The sequence below is a fragment of the Odoribacter lunatus genome, from assembly GCF_943193135.1.
In the GTDB taxonomy this organism is placed as follows: domain Bacteria; phylum Bacteroidota; class Bacteroidia; order Bacteroidales; family Marinifilaceae; genus Culturomica; species Culturomica lunata.
On record NZ_CALPCZ010000002.1, the window covers coordinates 178,982 to 201,664 of the forward strand.

Consider the following 22,683-nt stretch of genomic DNA (forward strand, 5'->3'; position numbering starts at 1 on the left):
TATTACATATCAAATAAAGGGATCCCTTCATATTTGTCATACGAATTACCATATTCACTACCTAATATTATTCCAAACATTGTTAAAAGAATTGCCATAAATTCTTCTAAACACGAAACAGGTTTATTTGTATTGTCATTCAAAATGAGAGAAGTGTAGCCCATCATGTCCCGATGATCTGTTATTACATAATCCTTTTTTAAAAGAAATTCATGCTGAGGTTTAAGATTGACAATTGCTTCAGGCAACTCTTCATAGTTGTCATAATCATATTTACCTAATCCGGTAGATATTTCTTTTTGTGAACAATTTTGTTCTTTGTTCATTTCAGAAAAGAAATAATTTTTTAAAGTTTTGACAGACGGTGAATTATATATAAATAAATATTTTGCTTTTATTCCCATACTATGAAGTAAAGAGAAGTCTTTAAGAGTTTTATGAAACTGCTTTTCTCCAATAGTTGTTTTTACTTCGATGACTGCAATAACAGAGTTTACTGGAAGCACGACCAAAGATTCTGTTTTAAACAACGGAGCAAAATTTAGACTATCATATATAATTATATCACATTGAGAAGAACATGACTCTCCATTTGTAATAAACCCCTGTGATATACTCGCCTTTTGAGGTAACAGCATCTTTAATGAATCACGTAATAGATCTTCCGCAAACATTCCTATTGTCAAATTATGCTTTATATTAAATTGGCTAATTTGCAATAATTTATTGTATAGTTCCTCAGCTCGTAGTCGGTAAAATTCTGTTTTCATTTCTTATTTTCATCATCTAACGAATAACTTATAATCGAGAGTAATACCAAGACAGCGATAATAATGGCAAGAATTATTGACCATTCTAAAGTTATAAATACTGCAATAATTATACTTGGAATCAAAATACCAAGTATCCACATCAATATGACTTTATGTTCTTTTTTTATAATATCTGTTGCTTCTGATACATGTTTCCCATTAGGATATTCACGGATATAATTCTTTAATTTTTTGATTGATTTGTAATATTCAAAGAGCAGACGATCAAAATCATTTTTAATGTCATTGATGAACCAACCATTAGGGTATGTTTTCATATACATTTTACATCCTGCAATATTTTTCTTGTGTTCGTTGTATAATTCATATTCATGTTGAGATGTGCTTTCAAATTGTTTTACTTGTTCAACGAATTTTCCATTAGGGAATTTTTCGAGGTAATGCTTATAACTATTTGCATAACATTTTTTTCTTTGGAAGTCTTCCTTGCATTCATTAAAATAATCTTCTTCTATCTTGAGATTTATAAATTCCTCCATACGATATCCCGACATAAAATTTTCAGTGAGTGTTGCATAAGGGTGGGATCGGGATCTGAAAGTAGGCTTCCCCCCAAGGTCTTCTAATCTATTCCCTAAACCCAACCGGTCAATGGGATTTTCGCTTATATCAAACTTATACCCATTATAAGGGAAATGATTGTCGAGTTGTGCAATAAACTTTTCAATGTTTTTTTTATTGGGTTTAAATCTTTTATTGGTAAAGTCGTTAGAAGTATTTAATTCTTCTATATTTAGAATTATATTCCATGAGGGACGCAACATCAGCATTAATTCACGTAAAGTGTTTTCCTTATTAATTTCAAAGTTAGATGCCAATGTTTCATTTACTTGTTCATTATATTTTTTTATGACAAAACTTAATAATATATTGGCGATAGAAGTAGAGATCTCTATATAAAACTGATTATTAGCACCTAGCTTACTTTTTATGGAAATAAGGTATGGCTCACAACCAAAGAGAAAATTTTTAGCTCCGTTGAAATGATAATTTTCATTATAAAATTCTTCCACTAATTTATTGACTGCTCTATTTTCTGCAAAAACCTCAACGGGTGGGAGTTCATCAATAATTTTTTGCAAAATATCCATATTCTCTTTACAGCGGTCTTTGGCCATTTTTCCTACAACAATAGATAAAGCGTAGGCGTGTAATTTCATTGCTTTAGAGGCTGCGTCCAATGCTTCAGAATCGTTATAATAATCAATACCACATTGTAAGATTTCTAAACCAAGTTTGTCGGCAATCATTTGATATTGTAGATTACTTTCTGTTAGCAAACTACGGAGTTGAGAGAGCGATGATTTTGTATCATTCATTAGATTGATACCGGCGATAAAACGTGCTTTTATTCCTTTGCCTTTAGAAGACTTTGCAGTATCAATTGCCGATTGCAATGTTTCGATTATGGGTGTTATTGACTTATTTTTAAGATATTGTTTCCAATTATCACAAAGTGAATAGGAAAAAACCTGTACACCTATTGCCGAATAAAACTCATCCAAGAAACAATATCCTAATTCTTCAGTACTTGCCGTGTGATTTTCTCCTAGAACAACATTTACAAAATCGGTAGAATGAGCACTATAGAGTTTTTCTGCATAAATAAGAGCTTCATTATATTTACTCTGTATTAATGCGCATACGATGCGGTTTTGCAAGGATGAAACATTTTCTTTCTTTTCCCAAATTGATATCGCATTTTCAATATTCCCTGCAAACAAATGATTCATGGCAATATCATCCATAGGTGTTATTTTGATAAACCAAAATTGTGCATATCGAAGTTGCTCATTAGGCAGAGTTAATTTTGCCTCAGCTTTAGCTACCGCATCAGTGGTTCGATTAATTGCAGGTAGTAATTGTGGTAAATCTAATTGAAATGATATGGTTTTTCCCACCTTAAGAAAGGCTTTCAACCGATTGTTATTTGCTATACGCTCTTTTGTAGATGAATTCGAATATATGCCTAAAAGACGATAGGGATTTATTTGAATGATATCCATTTGTCGACTTATAACTTAAAGGTAGTAGTTGTCAGCCGACTCCATTGCTGCCAAATTTTTTAGTAAATAAAACCATACACAAAAAACGTGGAGCCGTTCTGTCGCCCGTTCCACATTCTAAAGGCTCTCGCATTGCCCTGTCCGTCGAAACGAGCAACGTTGAAAGCCCCACGCCGATGTCATTTATATTATTTATATATATAACATCCCATGAGACGTTTCCGCTGCTTTGTTTTTGACGAACAATTAGAATTTGCGAGATTCTTAGAATGTCAAAACAAAAGCGTTCAGTAAACGCCTTTATGTATAGCATCCCACCCATCCGACTCATTGGCATGATACCGGCGTGAGGGATGTTGCAAAATTAATAAATTTTATTAGAATTCTTCTAATATTCTCCGAGGAAACAAGGGAGCATCCCTATATCAAGTCTATATGACACCTATATCACGCCTATCTGCGGATAGGCATGATATAGGCATGATACACTTTTGATATGTATATAATATGCAGATACTCCTAAGAAAGTCAATGATATTTAGCTGAAAAGATTTTATGGCAGTATATAATTAGTGCTTCTGCCGCCTTCTCTGCTGTCGCGGAGCATGCCTTTGGATATAAGGTCGTTGATGTCTCGCAGAGCGGTGTCTTGGGAGCATTTGCAAATCTTTGCCCATTTGGAGGAGGTCAGTTTCCCGTCGAATCCGTCCCAAAGGCGGTTGATGATTTTACGTTGGCGTTCATTGACCGGCACGTCGTGAAACTGCTCCCAATAAGTTGCCTTTTGCAACGTGTGCTTTATGGTATCGTTGGTTCGGAGAATTGTTTTTTCCAGACAATCAAGAAACCACAACAGCCATTCGGTTATATCCATGCTTCCTTTTTGGGTGCGTTCCAGAATATCGTAATACGATTTCTTGTTTCGGTTGATTTCTGCCGACATGCTATAAAATCGGGTGTTGTTGTCATCCATTTGGGCAAGGAACATATCGGTGAGGGTACGTCCCAGACGACCGTTTCCATCGTCAAAAGGATGAATTGTCACAAACCACAAATGGGCAATTGCAGCTTTGATGAATGGCAACTGAGGGCTGTTATTGCACCATTGGATGAAACGGGTCATTTCTTTCGGCACGACACTTGAAGGCGGTGCCTCGTAGTGCACCTTTTCGTGTCCGAGAGCGCCGGACACGACTTGCATGGGCTCATCGCCTTTGCGCCAGTCGCCGATTGTAATCTTGTACATTCCGCTGTGTCCTGTCGGGAATAGCGCACAATGCCACCTTAACAAGCGTTCATCTGTAAGAGGTTCGCCAGAATGCGCCGTTGCGTCAAGTATGACATCGACAAGTCCTTCTACATAGTGATTCTCAACAAAATGTCCGTCTGTATCGATGCCGAGCTTTCGGGCAATGGAACTGCGCACTGAATCGGCATGAAGCATTATGCCCTCGATTTCGGAAGAGTTCAGCAGTTCTTCGGTAAGGGCTTTCAGTTGTGTCTCGCTCTTGTCGTTAAAACCGAGCATAGACATCTGTCCCGTTAGTTGTCCGTGCAAATGGCTCAAGCGGGTGAGCGGTGCAAGCAATTTATCCGAATCCCATTGAAAATTCGGCCAATCGGGGCGTTGCCATATATAAATGGTATGTTGGTTAGATGGTTTCATACAACAAAGATAATATTTTGCGGTGATTATTGGGTGTATTCTCCGCAAATTTGCGGAGAATAAGGTTGTTTTTCACCGCATCGGGGAGGTATGGTGATGAAAGAAAGGGGAAAATAAGGTTCGGAAGGATGGATAAAAAAAGAGTGTGCCGTTTGGCACACTCTTTTGGGTTTTTCAGCTTAGAGAATCATTTGAGGCATGAATTCAAAGCTGTTGTATTTAGGACGTAAACGTTCCGTGTTGTAGAATTTATCTACGTCTACCAGTTTTTTGGTGCTGGTAATGATGTCGATGGGAGCGTTGTCATACCGTCCGTTGCGCAGGATGACCAGACGTCCGTGCATACCTTTGCCGATGAGGTCTAATGCTAAGTTCCCGTAAGCCATAGGTACGATGGAGTCCATAGCGTCCGGATTACCACAACGTACCATGTATCCTAATTTTTGGTTGATGACGTTGATGGTTTCCCCGTTGTTGTATTTAGGAGATAATTCTTTTAATTGGTTGGCAATGTGGTCGCCGATACCTCCTAATTTTTTGTGTCCGAACATGTCGGTTTCTTCGCTTTGGAACATCATGTCACCTCCACTGTAGCTTGCTCCTTCTGAAATCAGAACAACGGAGTATTTGCTCGGATTGGTGTAGCGGTCCTGGCAAAGCAGTTCACACAAATGGTCTATATTAAATTGGTATTCGGGAATAACGCACCGGTTTGCTGCTCCGGCCAATGTCGGCAACATGGCAGAGAAACCTGCGTAGCGTCCGAATACTTCAAGTACCAATAAACGTTCGTGAGAGCCGGCACAGGTACGAAGGCTGTGGGTAAGCTCGATGGTACGGGTGATACATGTACTGAAACCGATGCAATAGTCTGTACCCGGTACGTCGTTGTCCATTGTTTTGGGAATGGCAATGACTTTCACACCTTCCTGGCTCAAGCGTACACCATAGCTTAATGTGTCGTCTCCGCCGATGGGAATTAAATAGTCGATGCCCATGAAATCAAGATTTTTCAGCACTTCGGGTGTCAAATCGTTGATTTTTTCCGTGTATTTGTCTTTCAGATGCTGGGGTACGGATTCAAGAGGTACATGGGATGCACGTGTGCGGGATGTGTGTAGAAATGTACCGCCCGTACGTCCTGCTTTGTTTACAATCTCTTCCGTTAATTCAAAAAAGTTATGGGAGTTGTCTACTTTTTTATCACGAACGATGTCGATTAAGCCTCGCCATCCTCGTCTGATACCGATAACTTTGTACCCTTCTCTTAATGCTCTAATGGTTACTGCACGTATTGCAGGATTTAGTCCTGGCACATCACCACCACCGGTTAAAATACCGATAATTCCTTTTACTTTTTGACTCATATGTTTTATAGTTTTAACTTGTTTTTAAAAACACCTAAAATTATAAAATATATTTTGAATTACAAGTGAAATCTTGGATAAGTGAGTATATTTGTCTGTTTTTATATGAAAAATAGAAACTATTTGTAAATTTTTTTAGGAGAAATTGCCTGTTGTTTAATATCATGGATGGTGTTACTGTATTTTGGGAATCTTTAGGAAGTAATCGGTATTGGTTGTTGGTTTGCGGAATATTGTTTTTATGGCATGTGATAAGTGTTATTTATTCAATGACGGTAATTTGTCGGAAAGAAAAAAATAAAGGCAAAGTTAACAACCAGGGTGTTTCTCTCATTATTACGGCTAACAATAAGGCTGATTATCTGAAGCAAAATCTGGAATACTTTTTAAATCAGAAATACGAGTTATTTGAGGTTATTGTCGTAGATGAATGTTCGGAAGATGATACGCAGGATGTTTTGGCTGAAATGCAAACGAAGTATCCGAAGTTGCGTACGACCCGAATTTTTCCGGATACGAAGTTCCGGAGTACCAAAAAACTGGCTATTAATATTGGCATACTTGCCGCTCATTATGATATTGTCCTTTTTGCAGAGATTAACAGCCGGCCTTTATCCGATTTGTGGATAAAAAATATGATGTCTTATTTTACCGAGGATACGGCAGTGGTATTGGGTTACGCTAATTATAGCGAGGGAGAAAGAAATATAAATTTTCATCGGATGTATCGTTTTCTGCGTTATCTGAAGATGTTGTTATTTGTAAGAAATCGGATTTATGTTTTAGGGGAAGGATATAATATGGCATATCGGAAAGGGCTTTATTTATCTCATAAGGTTTTTGCAAGGAATTCCCAAAGTTATGCCGGGTATGATAGTGAAATAGTAAGAATATTGTCTAAGAGCGGTAAAGTTAAGGTTGCAAAGAATAAAAATACTTTTATTGAAATAAATGACGACAGAAAGAAAACCCGGACGGAAGATTTTACGTATTATAGTTTTAATAGACGAAAATGGGAGTTTCAGATAAAATTGAAAGCGCATGCTGATAGTTTATTACGTTTCATGTTTTATGTCGTTAGTTTTTATTTAATTTATGTAAAAATATTACAAATTTACATGATATTTGGTATTTTGTTAATGTTTTTAATAGATTTTATTGCGGTAAATTCGTTTTTAAGGCGCTTCAATCAAAAAAAATTATTCTTAACTTCGTTTATTGTTGGTTTTATTGGTTTTTTATATAGATGGTATTATAATGTAAATTCAATTTTTACTAATAAAAAATGGAGATAATTAATAATTTATCAGAGAAGGCTTTATACGATTATAAGATTGTCAAAGCAGCAATTGCTGGTAATGAGAAGGCTTATTCGGAATTGTTTAAAAGATACAAAGATTCGGTATACTTTATGATACTGAAGATGGTAAACAATAGAACCGATGCGGAAGATTTGATGTTCGAGGCCTTTGAAAAAGCTTTTGCGAGTTTAAATTATTATTCTCCTCAATTTGCTTTCAGTACGTGGTTATTTAAAATAGCTTCAAATAATACCATTGATTTTATTCGGAAACGTAAGGCGCAGACCATCTCTTTGGATAAGGATGATATAAATCCGGAGGACCGGGGATATATCAACAGTATTCCGGCAGATGTACGGACTCCCGATGAGGAGGCTATCCGTTCTCAGAGGGCGGATTTTATGAGGGAGAAGGTTGCTATGTTGAAAGGACGTTACCGTCGTTTGATTGAGTTACGTTATTTTGATGAATTTTCGTATGAAGAAATTGCAGAGGAATTGTCGATTCCTTTGGGTACGGTGAAGGCGCAGTTATTCAGGGCACGTGAATTGTTGCTGAATATTTTACAACATACGGAAATAGCAGAGGACAATGAAAGGAGTTAATGCCTCTGTTTTAATTTTGATATGCCTGATAGAAGCTGTTTTTGCTCAGGAAGTTGAAAGGAAGCCTATTCGTTTCTCAGGAGTGGTGATGGACGGAAAAACGACGGAGCCTTTGGCTAATGTGAATTGTAGGAGAGGAGAGAGGGTGTCTGCGACGGATTTAGCCGGCCGTTTTGCTTTGGAAACGGAAATCGGAGATACGATTTTTTTTACTTATATAGGGATGCAGCCGACCCAGGTGGTTGTTCCGGATACGCTGACTCGTGAAGAGTATATTTTAGCTGTATTTATGTTTGCCGATACGTTGCTTCTTCCGGAGGTCGTGGTGGTACCTCGTTATAGGTATCAAATGAATCAGTACAGAAGAAATTTACGAAATAATATGCTCCGGGTAAGGCAGGATGCTTTTTCTCCGGCTTTGGATATGACTCTTCAGGAAAATCAACAACGAATATTAGATGAATTTGCAGCCAGCACCAATAAAGGCCATGTGGATGTGAAATTAGGCATTGGGACGGAGAGTTATCGGGCCTTATATAGCCGGATAAAACAGAAGACGAGGAGGAATGAGTCTTCGGAGCTTTTGCGGCGGGAGGAAATCGATTTGTTGAAAATGCTGTTTTCTTTAAGGAAGCAGGATAAGTAGGAGATGTTTAATCTATCTTTTAAATTAGATATAAAAGTTAGAAAAAAAGAAAAATCATTATTAATTCAACAAAGATAAGTATATCTTTGTCGAGTAGATTTACTAATTCGTCGAACACATATATTTTAAGTTATAGTATTATGAAGAATTATTCGGTTGTATTAAATGGCATATTATTGATTGCTGTTGGAATATTGTATATACTGTATTTTACGGCAGGTAAAGGAGGGAACTCTTCGAATGTTCGTGAAAAGCAAGTGGTGGGAGGCGGTAGTAAGATTGTATATATCAATACGGATACGTTGTTGCGTAATTACGGACTTTCGGTAGAACTGAATGAGGCGTTTTTAAAGAAACAGGAAGAAAGAAATACGGAATTGAATATAAAAGCGAAGGATTTGGATCGTCAGGCCCGTGAGTTTCAAAGAAAATTGGAAAACAATGGTTTTATTTCAGCAGAAAGAGCAGAGGCAGCCCGCCAGAGCCTGTTGGAGAAAAATCAGAAACTGCAACAGTTGCAGCAGGAGATGACTGAAAAGATGATGAGAGAGCAGAGCGAGTTGAATAAGAAGTTGTTTGAGTCGATTACGAACTTTTTGTCTGAATATAGCAAAGAAAGAGGATATGAAATTGTATTGAGTACGGTGGTTGCGGGGAATGTTCTTTATGCGGAAGATGGGTTTGATATAACGCAGGAAGTCGTAGAAAAATTAAATGAAGCATATAAACCCAAAAAGGCTGAGTAATCAGCCTTTTTACATTTCTGTTTTATGAAGTTGTTTGAACGTTATTTCAACAGAAATGTACTTTCCTTTGAATCCGATTTTTCTGAGAATCTTTCTTTAATTGTTGTTTTGCCGGCGTTGGATGAGCCGGATTTGTTTTGTACGTTGAAATCTTTTGAAGCCTGTCGGCGTACGAAGGTAAAAGTGGGCGTGATAATTGTCGTAAATCATCCGGAAGATTGTGCCGTTGAAGTAAAACGGAGGAATGAAAATATTTATGATGCCTTGTTGGAATATACGACGCAAATTTCTACCCCGAATCTGGAGTTTTGCCTTATCAAAGCTTTTGACTTGCCCGTTGCATCGTCGGGAGTAGGAGTTGTTCGTAAAATGGCAATGGATGCGGCGGCATGGTATTTCTATAAAAATGGAAACCCTGACGGGATTATTGTGTCAACAGATGCCGATACGTTAGTTGAAGAAAATTATTTTGAAGAAATTTTTAACTGTTTTAGTAAAACGGATGTTGCCGGTGTTTCGATAAATTATGCACATGTTTTGGAAGATATTGATGCTTCGTTGCGTCATGCGATAATTCAGTATGAATTGTATCTGCGTTACTATAGTCGGGCTTTGCGTTTTATCGGGCATCCTTATTTTTATTCGTGTATAGGTTCTGCTTTTGCCTGTCGCGTGTCTGATTATGTTGCACAGGGAGGTATGAACAAGCGTCAGGCGGGAGAAGATTTCTATTTTTTACAGAAATTGATGACGACGGGGCGTTTTACTAATTTGACGGCGACCACAGTCTGGCCGTCTGCAAGAATATCTTCGCGGACGCCTTTCGGAACAGGACAGGCAGTTCATAAGATTATGAGGGAAGGGGGGATGCTTCAGACTTATAATTGGCAGGCTTTTTTGGAGTTGAAAGTTTTTTTTGAAGATATTGGGTCTTTATATAAAGAAGAGGGGGCGGTGATTGAAGAGTATATGAGTAAGCAGGCTCCGGCTTTACGGGCTTTCCTGGAAGAGGGTGATTTTGTGCAGAAAATCAGTGAAATTAATAATAATGTGGCTTCGCAAGTTTTGTTTCGGAAAAGATTTTTTGATTATTTTAATGCTTTCCGGATATTGAAATATCTTAATTTTGTGCATGTCGGGTATTGGGGAAAACAGACGATAGAGGAGGCGGTAACGGAATTATTTAAAGAGCTGAAACAAGTTTGTCCTTCGACGCCTTATGAAATGTTATTACTTTTACGCTTGTGGGATAAAACAGGAAATTTCTGATACCTTTGTAAAGAAAAGCAATAAGTATGGGTGATTTTAATTATGAGTTGAAAATTGCAGCGGAGCCGGAGGAAGTTTTTGCGGCTCTGACGAATCCTTTTCAGATAGAGTTATGGAGTGGTTATCCGGCGGATATGAAAGCGGAAAGAGGCTATGTTTTTTCTTTGTGGGAAGGGGATATTTGCGGAATGAATATGGAGGTTGTTCCGAATAAGAAATTAGTTCAGGAATGGTTTTTTGGAGAAAACGAACAGCCTTCTATTGTAACGATTGATTTGAAGAAGGAGAAGAATTTAACTCGTGTGGAGGTGAACCATACGAATATACCGGAAGAAGTAGAGGAGGAGATTACGGAGGGGTGGAAAAAGTATTATTTGGACTCTTTAAAAGATTTCCTTGAAATGTATTAACTGTTGGGAATTTTTCTGATTTATGACAAAGGTGAGAATTGCGGCAATTGGGGCAGGGAATCGGATGAATGCTTATTCCGAATATGCTTTGCATTATCCGGAAGAGATGGAAATTGTTGCTGTTGTTGAACCCAATCCGATTCGGCGCGAACAGTACAGACGGCGATTGAATATATCTGAAGATTGTTGTTATAATTCTTGGGAGGACTTTTTCCGGATGCCGAAACAAGCCGATGCCGTATTTTTATGTACTCCGGATGATTTGCACTATCAACCGGCCCTGTGTGCTTTGGAGAAAGGTTATGATATTTTATTGGAAAAACCCATTGCGCAATCTTGGCGTGAGTGTGTGGAGATTGTTGCTAAAGCCAAGGAGTTGGGACGTATTGTCGGTGTGTGCCATATTTTAAGATACCATCCTTATTTTATTAAATTTAAAGAGATATTGGAAAGTGGAAGATTGGGGGAAATAATCAGTGTCAATCATGTGGAAGCTGTCGGGATAGATCGTATGACTCATGCTTTTGTGAGAGGGTTGTGGAGAAAAAGAGAAGCGAATCCGATGATATTGTCCAAGGCTTGTCATGATTTGGACCTGCTGGTGTGGTTGACGGGAAGAAAATGTATGGATGTCTCTTCGTACGGTTCGTTAAAGTGGTTTTCTGAAACAAACGCTCCGCAAGGGAGTACGGAACGTTGCATTGAGGGATGTGCGGTAGAAAAGGAATGTCCGTATTCGGCTCTGAATCTGTATTTTCGCCAGAAACGTTGGTTGAGGCATTTTGATATTCCGGAGGGAGAGAATCCGGAGCCGTATATTTTGCGGGAATTGAAAGAAGGTCCCTACGGAAGATGTGTGTACCGCTGTGATAATGATGTTGTGGATCATCAGGTTGTTTCCATGTTGATGGAGGGGCAAGTTACCGTAAATTTTTCAATGGAAGGATTTACGAAAAAAGGAGAACGGCGGACCCATATCATGTGTAGTAACGGGGAAATTTATGGGGATGAAAAGACCTTGACGGTAAAGTATTTTCATCCGGCTTATCCGGATGAAACTTATGATTTTTCCGCATATAGCGGAGAGTGTAATTTTCATGGAGGGGCGGATTGGAGTATTGTTGCCGATTTCATAAAAGCAGTGCGTGAGCACGATGCGTCTTGTTTGCGTACAAATATCGAAACGTCATTGGAAAGCCATCGCATGGCTTTTGAAATTGAGAGGAAAAGAAGGTTGAATATGGGTGCGGTAGATGAAACTTTTATTTGATATAAATTGTCTGTCCATTTACCGTGATTACTTCACCTTTGCGAATTTTGGCTCTCTTTCGGAATTCCGGTTGCCCGTTCCGGCGCACATCACCGTTTTCTACGATAAGCTTGGCCTGTCCCCCGCTTTCTGCAAGGCGGGTTGTTTTTAACAGCCGAATGAGTTCGATATAATCTTCTGTCAGTACGAAGTCCATATTAATCTGTTTTCTTTGATAGGGTAAAATTGATGAAATTTTGACACTAAAACAAGAGAGAACTATCTGTGAATAAATATTACTTTTGTCTTTCGATTATTATAGGAAACAATGAAATGAAACAAGTCATGAATAATATCGGGATAGAATTGGGGATTACTCCTTATGGAAAGGCGAAAGGTATAAGTTATGATTTAGTCGTTTTGCCTTGGGGGGCAACAGAACCGCATAATTTGCATTTGCCTTATCTGACAGATTGCATTCTCTCGGAGGCTATAGCCCTCGATGCGGCGCGGAAAGTAAGGCAAAGAGAAGGAATAAGGGTGATGGTATTGCCTCCGGTAGCCATGGGTGCACAGAATCCGGGACAACGGGATTTGGCTTTTTGTATTCATTACCGCTACGAAACACAAAAGGCGATATTGTCGGATATCGTAGCTTCGTTGTACAAGCAAGGACAGCGTAAATTAGTCATCATAAACGGGCATGGCGGCAATGTCTTTAAAAGCATGATACGGGATTTGGCGGTAGACTATCCTGACTTTCTGATTGCTTCTTCCGAATGGTTTACGGTTGAGTCTCCGGCCGGATATTTTGAAGAGAAAGACGACCATGCCGGAGAAATGGAAACTTCCGTGATGATGTATTACCACCCGGAATTAGTGAAATTGGAAGATGCGGGAGAAGGACGGGGAAAACCTTTTCAATGTAAATCATTGAATGAAAAAGTCGCGTGGGTTCCGAGGCATTGGACGAAGGTCACAAAAGATACGGGAATCGGTAATCCTCGCAAAGCATCTGCGGAAAAAGGCGAGCGCTTCGCAAATGCGGTGGTTGAACGCTATATCGAGCTGTTTACGGAATTGGTACGCCAACCTCTTTATCCGGATTGAGTCCTGGATAATTTTTTGTGCAAAAGGTAATCCAGCCCCAAAAGGCAGGATACGATAACACAGATAAAGAATATGGGCAAAGGGCTGGGAAATGAAAGACTTTCCGGCATTTTCATGTTACTTATTGTGTCGTGGAATAAATCGGAGAAATTAAATCCCCAATAATATTTTAACATACACACGACACCGATAGTCAGGCATAGTGAGATGATACCGGTAATACATAAATTCCTGATTTCTCTTCTTTTTTGAACTTTGCGCACTTTATACATAATTTGCGCATTCAAAAGAGGGAGAGAGGAAAGGTCTTCCTTATTTTGAAAATACTGTTCAATAGCTTGGTCCTTGTATATTTCTTTGCTCATGGCATATCTTCAATAATGGTATATAACTTTTTGCGTATACGATGTAATTTTACCTTTATGTTACTTTCTGTCAGACTTGTTATTTGGGCAATTTCTTCAATGGAATGATTCTCCATATAAAAAAGACTGATTAACCCTCTTTCGTCAAAAGGAAGCAACTCCATGGCCCGTTCAAGTTTCTCTAAGAGTTCCGAGTTATCCGCTTCGTTAAAAACTTCGTCAATCACAGAATCAGCGACATTGTTTATGGCAGACTCTTCTATATATAAAAACTCGTTTTTCTTCTTCCTTGTAAAGGATATTGCCGTTGTGTAAGCTATCTTATACAGCCAGGTTGAAAAGCGGCAATCCCCTTTAAATCTGTGTAATGTCTGAAACGTCTTTAGAAAAACATCCTGCGTAATCTCCTCTGCATCTTCTTTGCGGCATACAATTTTAAAAATCAGGATATATATACGGTGACTATATCTTTCCACCAAGCGGGAAAAATACTCGATGTCCCCGTTTAGTATCTTTTCAATATAGTATGTATCATCCAACTTATTCATTTCGTCCATTGGACGCAACTTAATAATTGAGGTTACAATTTTAGGGAATTAAAATTTATGGAAAAAATGTGTAACCTGAAATTTGTTTCGGCGTCAAAAGGGCGAAAAAACCAAATTACAAACATTTTAAAACTTACAATTATGGATTTTATTACAGGACCTTTGATTACGTTTATCGTTTTCGCGTTCATTTACAAATTATTTGAACTGTTCGTTCGGCGGAGAGAGAGAATAACGGTTATTGAAAAATTGGGAGACAAGCTGGACACCTCTTTTGTTGAGGGCAAACTGAACTTCGGAGTTTTGGGTAACAAATGTTATTCATTCGGAGCCTTGAAAATGGCATGCCTGATGGTAGGAATCGGCTTGGGATTTCTGATAGGTTTTTCAATTTGCAGTAGCTGCATACCTGATTACTATCAGGGAGGGTATCACATTCATGACATTGCCGGAATCGTATATGCGGCGTCTCTGTTTGTCTTTGGAGGAATCGGCTTATTGGTTGCATTCTTTTTGGAAATGAAATACTCCAAAAAACAATAAATCAAAAAAAAGCAGTTACGAAAGTAACTGCTTTTCTTTTCTGTGGTATCACCTGGAATCGAACCAGGGACACAAGGATTTTCAGTCCTTTGCTCTACCGACTGAGCTATGACACCATCATTTTTGTGTCTGCAAATGTAATTCATTTTATTTAAATCCCCAAAAAATCGGTAATAAATTATTCTCTCTCCGGGATTCGTCTTAGGCTAATCTGAAAATTTGTATAGAAAAATCCTAAAAAGTGAAACCCCGCGAACGCGTCGTGCGTACTTCTTACATGTTTTACTAATTTAATTTTTTTATTGTGAATATTTTTATTGCAAAAATGAGTTCCTCTACCACCGGTGAGGACTTGCAGGCACTCTTCGGAGAACACGGTAATGTCGCTTCGGCGAAAGTTGTTATGGACAGGGAAACCGGAAATTCCAAATGTTTCGGTTTTGTAGAAATGGAAGATGAAACGGAAGGCTTGAATGCTATCAATGCCTTGAATGAAACAGAATTTCAGGGCAGAACAATTGTCGTGAAAAAAGCTCGTCCGAGAGAAGAAGGTGAGCGAAATACCATGCGTCCGCGCAGAGCCTTTCACAGATACAATTCAAATCATTGAATTGTCTGGGGGGTAGAAAAACGAAGGGTACCGCAAGGTACCCTTCGTTTGTAATATCAAGCCCGGTGTTTCGCTTTCAGATAAGCATAAAGTACTTTGTGCAGCAAATCGGCTTCCTGTTGAGCCTCTTCCGAAAAGTCCGGCGGGAATTGAAGGCTGTTGCAGGCGTCCGTTAATTGTTCGTCTGCATCGATAAATTCCGGATATGTCTTTTCTAACTGCAAAATATCTGCCATCTGCATCTTCTCAATACATTCGAGAGCCATATTGCGGGCTTCAAGCAAATTATTTTCCCGGTATTTTTTTAGAAATATTTCAATAATCGCATCTGTAAAATAGTCACTGAAATAATGAAGCAGCAACAATCTGCGCTTATAATGTTCGGGTGTTATGCCTGGAGAATCATCTTTTAAAACGGAAGCAATGCCGAGATAGGCCAGCTCTGCCGTTTCAATACTTTCGGCTTCCTCTTCGTCAAGTTCCAGGAGCAATACTTTAAACAAAGAATCGCTCAATTCATCCTCTAAATGAAGTTGGCAACTTTCGTGATAATATGCCTTGCGGTGCTGCATAAGCAGGCGCAATTTCTCGGATAGCCCGTGTCGGTCTCCTTGTTCACAATCCTGTCGGATTTCTTCCAGCAAAACGTTTAAATCTTTCCGCACTCCCATAAACTTATTCGGCATTAGTCTTAAAATTAGTCCATCCCTGCGCTTTCAGTTCAAACGAATTACCGTCGCGGGTAATCAGGTAGCAACCTTCATCGGCTTTGCAGGTATGACCGATGATACTCACGGATTCCAGCGTCAGCAGTGTATCGTACGCCTCCAGTGGTGCCGTGAACAACAACTCGTAATCCTCTCCGCCCGACAATGCGCATACCGTTGCGTTCATATTCAACTCCTCCGCCATTTTAAACGTTTGGTAGTCGATAGGGATTTTTTCCTCATACAATTGGCATCCGACCCCCGAATTTTTGCAAATGTGAAGTACTTCGGAAGCCAGTCCGTCGGAGACATCAATCATTGCTGTCGGCAGTATTTTTTTCTCCCGGAGTTGCCGCACAATATCCACGCGGGCTTCCGGTTTCAATTGCCGTTCCAGAATATATTCATATCCTGAAAAATCGGGTTGTACCGCTTCCGTGTTTCCGGAAAAGACCGTCTTTTCCCTTTCCAGCAGCTGCAAGCCCATATAAGCGGCACCCAAATCACCGCTCACGCAAATAAGTTGATTTTCTTTTGCTGTATGACGGTACACAATATCCTGCTCTTCCGCCTCTCCGATAATTGTTACATTGATACACAGCCCTGTCCGGGAAGATGTTGTATCACCACCCACGAGATCTACTCCGTATTGCTCGCACGCTAACCGGATACCGGCATAGAGTTCTTCTACACCTTCTACCGAAAAATGATTGGAAAGAGCCAATGACACGACAATCTGGCGCGGCGTACCGTTCATGGCGCAGATGTCGCTCACGTTACTTGCCACCGCCTTGTAACCGAGATGTTTTAAAGGGGTATAAGTCAAATCGAAATGAATCCCCTGAATCATCATGTCCGTACTTACCAAAATCTTTTTCCCTCCGTAATCCAGCACGGCCGCATCGTCACCTACCCCTTTCAGGGATGAGGCATTTTTCAGCTGAACATCTTTTGTCAGGTGTTCAATCAGCCCGAATTCCCCCAAAACGGATAATTCCGTGTACTTCTTTTTATCGCTCATAACAATTATGGATTGATTGAAAGGCAAAAATAATAAATTAAAATATATTTCGTAATTTTGCGGGGATTCGCGAAAAACAGAAACACGATGACGAAAGAAAAAGATAATCTCTTGCAGGAAGTCACGGGAAGCGACTACAAATACGGCTTCGTGACAAATGTGGAGACGGACGTAATTGGCAAAGGATTAAGTGAAGATGTCATCCGGCTGATTTCTTCTAAAAAAGAGGAACCCGAATGGTTGTTGGAATTTAGATTAAAAGCATACCGGCATTGGCTTACCATGAAAATGCCGCAATGGGCGCAATTGACAATACCCGAAATAAATTATCAGGACATTATTTACTACGCAGCTCCCAAGCAGGAAGAGAAAAAGAACTGGGATGAGGTCGATCCGGAGCTGAAGGCTACTTTTGACAAACTGGGCATACCCCTCAATGAGCAAAAAACATTGGCGGGCGTTGCCGTAGATGCCGTCATGGACAGTATCTCGGTAAAAACCACTTTCAAAGAGGCTTTGGCGGAACGGGGCGTTATCTTCTGCTCCTTCTCGGAAGCCGTAAAAAACCATCCCGACCTGGTAAAAAAATACTTGGGTAGTGTCGTTCCCTATAACGATAATTTTTTTGCCGCCTTAAACTCTGCCGTATTCAGCGACGGTTCTTTCGTCTATATCCCCAAAGGCGTGCGGTGTCCCATGGAACTCTCCACGTATTTCCGGATAAATGCCGCAAAAACCGGTCAGTTTGAACGGACGCTTATTGTAGCCGAAGACGATGCCTATGTCAGTTATCTGGAAGGTTGTACGGCACCCCAGCGGGACGAGAACCAGCTCCACGCCGCTATCGTGGAAATCGTCGTTGAAAAGAATGCCGAAGTAAAATATAGTACGGTACAAAACTGGTATCCGGGAGACAAACAGGGGAAAGGGGGGATATATAACTTTGTAACCAAACGGGGTATCTGCCGGGGAGAAAATGCCAGGCTTATCTGGGCGCAGGTTGAGACGGGTTCCGCTATCACATGGAAATACCCCAGCACAATACTGAAGGGCGATGGCTCTGTCAGTGAATTTTACTCCGTCGCTGTTACCAACAACCACCAGCAGGCGGATACGGGTACGAAAATGATACATATCGGCAACAACACCCGCAGCCGCATCGTATCCAAAGGAATCTCGGCGGGGCATAGCAGCAATTCCTATCGGGGAAAAGTGAAAGTGGTCAAAAACTGTCAGAATGCCCGCAACTATTCCCAATGCGATTCTCTGTTATTGGGAGATAAATGCGGGGCGCACACCTTCCCTTATCTTGAGATAGAAAACCCCACGGCGCAGGTAGAGCACGAAGCCACTACCTCGAAAATAGGGGAAGACCAGATATTCTATTGCAACCAGCGGGGCATCTCTACCGAAGACGCTGTCGGGTTAATCATCAAGGGATATGCCGGTGACGTCATCAACAAAATGCCGATGGAATTTGCCGTAGAAGCGCAAAAACTATTACAAATCAGTTTGGAGGGGAGCGTAGGATAAGACATCGAAAACGAAAGATTCAATCATGGAAAATACAATGCTAAAAATAAAGGACCTGCACGCAGTCGTAGACGGTAAAGAAATACTCAAAGGCATCAACCTGGAAGTAAAGCCCGGCGAAATACACGCTATCATGGGGCCCAACGGAGCGGGGAAAAGCACGCTGTCGGCTGTATTGACAGGAAAAGAACGGTTTCAGGTAACACAAGGCGAAATCGAATTCCGGGGCAAAAACCTCTTGGGCATGCCCGCTGAAGACCGTGCCCGCGAAGGCATATTTCTTAGCTTCCAGTATCCCGTCGAAATACCGGGTGTCAGCACCGTCAATTTTTTGAAAACAGCGGTAAACGAACACCGGAAATACAAAGGACTACCGCCCTATCCGGCAGGAGATTTCCTCAAAATGATACGGGAAAAAATGCAGCTCGTTGGCATCGATAACAAGCTCCTCAACCGTTCCTTAAACGAAGGATTCTCCGGGGGGGAGAAAAAACGGAACGAAATTTTCCAGATGGCAGTGCTGGAGCCGCTGCTGGCGATTCTGGACGAAACCGACTCCGGCCTCGACATCGACGCCCTGCGCACCGTCGCACAAGGTGTAAATAAACTTAAAACACCCGACAATGCCGTCATCGTCATCACGCATTACCAGCGTTTGCTCGACTATATCGTTCCCGACATCGTACACGTACTTTACGACGGGCGAATCGTAAAAACAGCCGGCAAAGAGCTTGTCGCCGAACTCGAGAAATACGGCTACGACTGGATAAAAGAAGAAATCAAAAGCAAAGACAACGGGCATGCTTGACATCGATAAAATAAATAACGACTTTGCCGCGCTTTTTGAGCAAGGCAGGGAAATGCTTCGGGAAGGGCAGGCGAAGATAATCGACGAAAAGAGAGAGCAGGCCTTTCGGCAATTCCGGACGTTGGGCGGAATCCCCGGCAAAACGGAAGACTATCTTTACACAAATTTGCTGCCCGTCCTTTCCAAAGACTATAACGTCGTATTCAAATACATCCCGCAGGACGTAAACCTGCATGACGTATTCCAGTGCACCGTGCCCGAATTGGCTACTGACCCCGTGCTGACGGTGAACGGTTGGTACTTCGCCGGAAACAAAAAGCTCGACCTTCCCGACGGCGTTGTCATTTGCAGCCTCCGGGAAGCCGCGCTGAAATATCCGGAGATGGTAGAAAAGCATTACAACCGGTATGCTACGGCAGCGGAAAAAGACGGTTTCATCGCCCTGAACACTGCCTTTGCCCAAGACGGTTTATTCATCTATATTCCCGATGGCGTCGTTCTGGAGAGACCTGTGCAAATAGTCAATCTCCTGCGTGCCAAGGCAGACCTTATGGCATTCCAGCGGAATTTAATCATTGTGGGACGGGATGCACAGGTAACGTTGCTCGTTTGCGACCACACCCTGTCGCATGACAGCTTTTTCATGAACACTGTTACGGAAATTTATCTGGATGATAACGCGCATTTCGATTACTGCCAGGTGCAAAACCAACACTTGAGCGCTTCGCAGATAAATTCAGTCTTTGTGTCCGAACACCGCGACACTTCTTGCGATGCTAACATCGTCACCCTCTACGGGGGCATGGTGCGGAACAACTTTTATGTCGCATTAAACGAAGAAGGAGGGTGCTGCAACCTGAACGGGCTTTACATCCTGGACAAAAAACAGCACGTAGACAATTTCTCCTATATTGACCACATCGCTCCGCGCTGCACCAGCAACGAGCACTTCAAGGGCGTCATGGACGACACTTCTCTGGCAAACTTCGCCGGGTGCATCCGCGTACGTCCCGACGCACAGAAAACAGAAGCCTATCAGGCAAACAACAATCTTCTGCTCACCGATACCGCGCGGGTAAACACCAAACCCCTGCTTATCATCGACGCCGACGACGTCAAGTGCAGCCATGGAGCAACCGTCGGGCAAATAGACGAAGAAGCCATGTTTTACCTTCGTTCCCGCGGGATAAGTGTTGCTGAAGCCAAAATGATGATGATGTTCGGATTTGCCCATGACATCATTCGGCATATCAAACTCCAGCCTTTGCGCGATAAAATTGACGCGCTGGTCGAAAGCAGACTGCGGGGGGAATTTTCCAAATGCCACCATTGCGCTCTGCAATGCAGAAAATAGAAAACGGACAAAGCATGTACGATATCCATAAAATACGAGCCGACTTTCCCATATTGGAAGAAAAAATATACGGGAAACCTTTGGTGTACCTCGACAATGGCGCCACGGCCCAGCGCCCCCGCGTCGTCATCGACAAAATGACGGAGTACTATCTCCGGTACAATTCCAACGTTCACCGCGGCGTCCATTACCTAAGCAACAAGTGCACCGACGCTAACGAAGAAGCCCGGCGCATCATACAACAATTTATCGGTGCGGCTTCCGAAAAAGAAATTATCTTCACCCGGGGTACCACCGAAGCCATTAATTTAGTCGCCTATACTTTCGGCGAAGCGTTCATACAGGAAGGGGACGAAATCATCGTTACCGAAATGGAACACCATGCCGACATCGTTCCCTGGCAAATGCTCTACGAACGCAAAGGCGCCCGGCTTAAAGTCATTCCTTTCGACGACAAAGGAGAACTTCGCCTCGATGAATACGAAAAACTGCTCACCGACCGCGTTAAACTCGTTGGTGTCGCCTACGTGTCCAATGTGCTCGGAACCGAGAATCCCGTCCGTGAAATCATTGCCAAAGCCCACGCCGTCGGCGCCAAAGTACTCGTCGATGCTGCCCAGGCCGTCGCCCACCTGCAAGTGGATGTCCGGCAACTGGATTGCGATTTTCTCGCCTTCTCCGGGCACAAGTTGTACGGCCCCACCGGTATAGGTGTCCTTTACGGCAAAGAAGCATTGCTTCAGCAAATGCCGCCGTGGCAGGGGGGAGGGGAAATGATTAGCGAAGTCCGTTTCGAGAAAACGACCTACAACGAGCTTCCCTTCAAATTTGAAGCGGGAACCCCTGACTTCATCGGCATTATCGGACTGGGAGAAGCCGTCAGGTATGTAGAACAAATCGGCCGGGAAAACATCCGCCGCCACGAGCAAGCTCTTTTGGACTACGCCACCGGGCGGATGAAACAGATTCCCCGCCTCCGCATATACGGGGAGGCTGCCGCGAAAGCCTCCGTTATCTCCTTTCAGATAGACGGCATCCACCACTTCGACCTCGGTACCCTTCTGGACCAGATGGGAATCGCCGTGCGTACCGGACAATTGTGCGCCGAGCCCGTTATGCAGCATTACGGTGTCACCGGCATGGTGCGCGCCTCTTTCGCCATGTACAATACGCCGGAGGAGATAGACAAACTGTGTGAGGTACTGGGCAAAATAGAAAAAATGCTAAACATCTAAAGCCATGACCATAGAAGAAATAGAAAAAGAAATCATAGAAGAGTTTACCGTTTACGACGACTGGATGGACAAATACGCCTACCTCATAGAAATAGGCAACAGTCTCCCCGTCATGGATGAACAGCACAAGACCGACGACAATCTCATTAAAGGCTGCCAGTCGCGGGTGTGGTTTTACCCCGAAATGCGGGACGGGAAACTCTATTTCACCGCCGACAGCGACGCCATTATCACCAAAGGAATCGCCGCCCTCCTTATCCGGGTATTTTCGGGACAGCAACCCGAAGAAATCGTGCGGGCGGACTTGAAGTTCATCGAAGAAATCGGGCTTACGCAACACCTGTCGCCCACCCGTTCCAACGGGCTGCTCTCAATGCTCAAGCAAATCAAAATGTACGCGCTCGCGTTCTCGGCACAATAAAACACAGACTCTCATGGCAACCGATATTTTGAAAAACCTCGTCATAGAAAAACTTTCTACCGTATATGACCCCGAAATTCCCGTCAATGTATGGGAATTGGGACTTATCTACGACATCGCTTTCCCCAAGCCCGACGAAATCATCATCACCATGACCCTCACGGCTCCGGGATGCCCCATTGCCGATGAAATCGTACAGCAGGTACACGACGTCGTCATGGAAATAGAGGGCGTGTCAAGCGTCACCGTTAATTTAGTATTTGAGCCGATGTGGACGCCTGAGAAAATGAGTCCCGTCGCCCGGCTGGAACTGGGATACGATATCTGACC

24 protein-coding genes and 1 tRNA gene are annotated in these 22,683 nt (G+C 41.9%); 16 read left to right on the forward strand and 9 right to left on the reverse strand.

The features are described from left to right. Positions 1-2: 2 nt before the first annotated feature. From NFR61_RS02245 to NFR61_RS02260, 4 genes are all read right to left on the reverse strand, one after another. Positions 3-770, reverse strand: coding sequence for a DUF6602 domain-containing protein (locus tag NFR61_RS02245; RefSeq protein ID WP_251620137.1), 768 nt, complete (start codon positions 768-770; stop codon positions 3-5). Then, complete coding sequence (locus NFR61_RS02250; RefSeq protein WP_251620138.1) at positions 767-2,839, reverse strand: hypothetical protein; 2,073 nt, start codon at positions 2,837-2,839, stop codon at positions 767-769. The genes NFR61_RS02245 and NFR61_RS02250 overlap by 4 nt, the downstream gene beginning before the upstream one ends. Before the next feature lie 553 nt (positions 2,840-3,392). Next, complete coding sequence (locus NFR61_RS02255) at positions 3,393-4,505, reverse strand: Fic family protein (RefSeq protein WP_251620140.1); 1,113 nt, start codon at positions 4,503-4,505, stop codon at positions 3,393-3,395. 179 nt (positions 4,506-4,684) lie between these two features. After that, positions 4,685-5,872, reverse strand: a complete 1,188-nt coding sequence (locus NFR61_RS02260; protein ID WP_251620141.1) for a 6-phosphofructokinase — start codon at positions 5,870-5,872, stop codon at positions 4,685-4,687. A gap of 164 nt (positions 5,873-6,036) precedes the next feature. On the opposite strand from NFR61_RS02260, the gene NFR61_RS02265 reads away from it, so the two are divergent. The 7 genes from NFR61_RS02265 (at position 6,037) to NFR61_RS02295 (ending at position 12,119) form a co-directional block, all read left to right on the forward strand. Then, positions 6,037-7,167, forward strand: a complete 1,131-nt coding sequence (locus tag NFR61_RS02265; protein ID WP_251620143.1) for a glycosyltransferase family 2 protein — start codon at positions 6,037-6,039, stop codon at positions 7,165-7,167. Beyond that, the gene (locus NFR61_RS02270) at positions 7,158-7,778 is read left to right on the forward strand and encodes an RNA polymerase sigma factor (RefSeq protein ID WP_251620144.1); all 621 of its coding nucleotides are present in this window, start codon (positions 7,158-7,160) and stop codon (positions 7,776-7,778) included. Before NFR61_RS02265 ends, NFR61_RS02270 begins: the two co-directional genes overlap by 10 nt. After that, positions 7,765-8,424 (forward strand): carboxypeptidase-like regulatory domain-containing protein, encoded by a 660-nt coding sequence (locus NFR61_RS02275; RefSeq protein ID WP_251620146.1) that lies wholly within the window; start codon positions 7,765-7,767, stop codon positions 8,422-8,424. Before NFR61_RS02270 ends, NFR61_RS02275 begins: the two co-directional genes overlap by 14 nt. Positions 8,425-8,564: 140 nt before the next feature. Then, positions 8,565-9,170 (forward strand): OmpH/Skp family outer membrane protein, encoded by a 606-nt coding sequence (locus tag NFR61_RS02280; protein ID WP_251620147.1) that lies wholly within the window; start codon positions 8,565-8,567, stop codon positions 9,168-9,170. Between the two features lie 24 nt (positions 9,171-9,194). Next, entirely contained in the window at positions 9,195-10,439 is a 1,245-nt protein-coding gene (locus tag NFR61_RS02285; RefSeq protein ID WP_251620148.1) for a glycosyltransferase family protein, read from the forward strand. Between the two features lie 26 nt (positions 10,440-10,465). Then, positions 10,466-10,849 carry an SRPBCC domain-containing protein gene (locus NFR61_RS02290; RefSeq protein WP_251620150.1) on the forward strand — a complete coding sequence of 128 codons (384 nt, stop codon included), beginning with the start codon at positions 10,466-10,468 and terminating at the stop codon, positions 10,847-10,849. A 22-nt stretch (positions 10,850-10,871) separates the two neighbouring features. Beyond that, the gene (locus tag NFR61_RS02295) at positions 10,872-12,119 is read left to right on the forward strand and encodes a Gfo/Idh/MocA family protein (protein ID WP_251620151.1); all 1,248 of its coding nucleotides are present in this window, start codon (positions 10,872-10,874) and stop codon (positions 12,117-12,119) included. Here NFR61_RS02295 and NFR61_RS02300 read toward each other — a convergent pair. Further along, a complete protein-coding gene (locus NFR61_RS02300; protein WP_251620152.1) occupies positions 12,112-12,315 on the reverse strand; it encodes an RNA-binding S4 domain-containing protein in 204 nt (67 codons plus the stop codon). The genes NFR61_RS02295 and NFR61_RS02300 overlap by 8 nt on opposite strands. A 128-nt stretch (positions 12,316-12,443) precedes the next feature. On the opposite strand from NFR61_RS02300, the gene NFR61_RS02305 reads away from it, so the two are divergent. Then, positions 12,444-13,208, forward strand: a complete 765-nt coding sequence (locus NFR61_RS02305; RefSeq protein WP_251620153.1) for a creatininase family protein — start codon at positions 12,444-12,446, stop codon at positions 13,206-13,208. Between the two features lie 361 nt (positions 13,209-13,569). On the opposite strand, the gene NFR61_RS02310 is transcribed toward NFR61_RS02305, so the two are convergent. Continuing rightward, positions 13,570-14,121 (reverse strand): RNA polymerase sigma factor, encoded by a 552-nt coding sequence (locus tag NFR61_RS02310; RefSeq protein ID WP_251620189.1) that lies wholly within the window; start codon positions 14,119-14,121, stop codon positions 13,570-13,572. A 141-nt stretch (positions 14,122-14,262) separates the two neighbouring features. Here NFR61_RS02310 and NFR61_RS02315 point away from each other — a divergent pair, with 141 nt between their 5' ends. Continuing rightward, positions 14,263-14,664 carry a DUF6249 domain-containing protein gene (locus NFR61_RS02315; RefSeq protein ID WP_420910090.1) on the forward strand — a complete coding sequence of 134 codons (402 nt, stop codon included), beginning with the start codon at positions 14,263-14,265 and terminating at the stop codon, positions 14,662-14,664. 43 nt (positions 14,665-14,707) lie between these two features. Here NFR61_RS02315 and NFR61_RS02320 read toward each other — a convergent pair. Further along, a tRNA-Phe gene (locus NFR61_RS02320) sits at positions 14,708-14,780 on the reverse strand. 188 nt (positions 14,781-14,968) lie between these two features. On the opposite strand from NFR61_RS02320, the gene NFR61_RS02325 reads away from it, so the two are divergent. Then, positions 14,969-15,274 carry an RNA recognition motif domain-containing protein gene (locus tag NFR61_RS02325; RefSeq protein WP_251620155.1) on the forward strand — a complete coding sequence of 102 codons (306 nt, stop codon included), beginning with the start codon at positions 14,969-14,971 and terminating at the stop codon, positions 15,272-15,274. A gap of 56 nt (positions 15,275-15,330) precedes the next feature. Here the strand turns inward: NFR61_RS02325 and NFR61_RS02330 are convergent, their stop codons facing one another. Beyond that, the gene (locus tag NFR61_RS02330; RefSeq protein ID WP_251620157.1) at positions 15,331-15,960 is read right to left on the reverse strand and encodes a hypothetical protein; all 630 of its coding nucleotides are present in this window, start codon (positions 15,958-15,960) and stop codon (positions 15,331-15,333) included. Beyond that, positions 15,950-17,002: a thiamine-phosphate kinase gene (thiL, locus tag NFR61_RS02335; RefSeq protein WP_251620158.1), complete on the reverse strand. Its 1,053-nt coding sequence runs from the start codon at positions 17,000-17,002 to the stop codon at positions 15,950-15,952. Before thiL ends, NFR61_RS02330 begins: the two co-directional genes overlap by 11 nt. An 87-nt stretch (positions 17,003-17,089) precedes the next feature. On the opposite strand from thiL, the gene sufB reads away from it, so the two are divergent. From sufB to NFR61_RS02365, 6 genes are read left to right on the forward strand one after another with little or no spacing between them, the layout of a single operon-like run. Then, positions 17,090-18,535: a Fe-S cluster assembly protein SufB gene (sufB, locus tag NFR61_RS02340; protein WP_251620159.1), complete on the forward strand. Its 1,446-nt coding sequence runs from the start codon at positions 17,090-17,092 to the stop codon at positions 18,533-18,535. 37 nt (positions 18,536-18,572) lie between these two features. Then, positions 18,573-19,343 carry a Fe-S cluster assembly ATPase SufC gene (sufC, locus tag NFR61_RS02345; protein ID WP_251620193.1) on the forward strand — a complete coding sequence of 257 codons (771 nt, stop codon included), beginning with the start codon at positions 18,573-18,575 and terminating at the stop codon, positions 19,341-19,343. Then, entirely contained in the window at positions 19,336-20,697 is a 1,362-nt protein-coding gene (gene sufD / locus NFR61_RS02350; RefSeq protein ID WP_251620161.1) for a Fe-S cluster assembly protein SufD, read from the forward strand. Before sufC ends, sufD begins: the two co-directional genes overlap by 8 nt. 14 nt (positions 20,698-20,711) lie before the next feature. Continuing rightward, positions 20,712-21,932: an aminotransferase class V-fold PLP-dependent enzyme gene (locus NFR61_RS02355; protein ID WP_251620163.1), complete on the forward strand. Its 1,221-nt coding sequence runs from the start codon at positions 20,712-20,714 to the stop codon at positions 21,930-21,932. Positions 21,933-21,936: 4 nt separating this feature from the next. Next, positions 21,937-22,353 (forward strand): SufE family protein, encoded by a 417-nt coding sequence (locus tag NFR61_RS02360; protein WP_251620165.1) that lies wholly within the window; start codon positions 21,937-21,939, stop codon positions 22,351-22,353. Between the two features lie 13 nt (positions 22,354-22,366). Next, the gene (locus NFR61_RS02365; RefSeq protein WP_251620166.1) at positions 22,367-22,681 is read left to right on the forward strand and encodes a metal-sulfur cluster assembly factor; all 315 of its coding nucleotides are present in this window, start codon (positions 22,367-22,369) and stop codon (positions 22,679-22,681) included. The last annotated feature ends 2 nt before the right edge of the window (positions 22,682-22,683 follow it).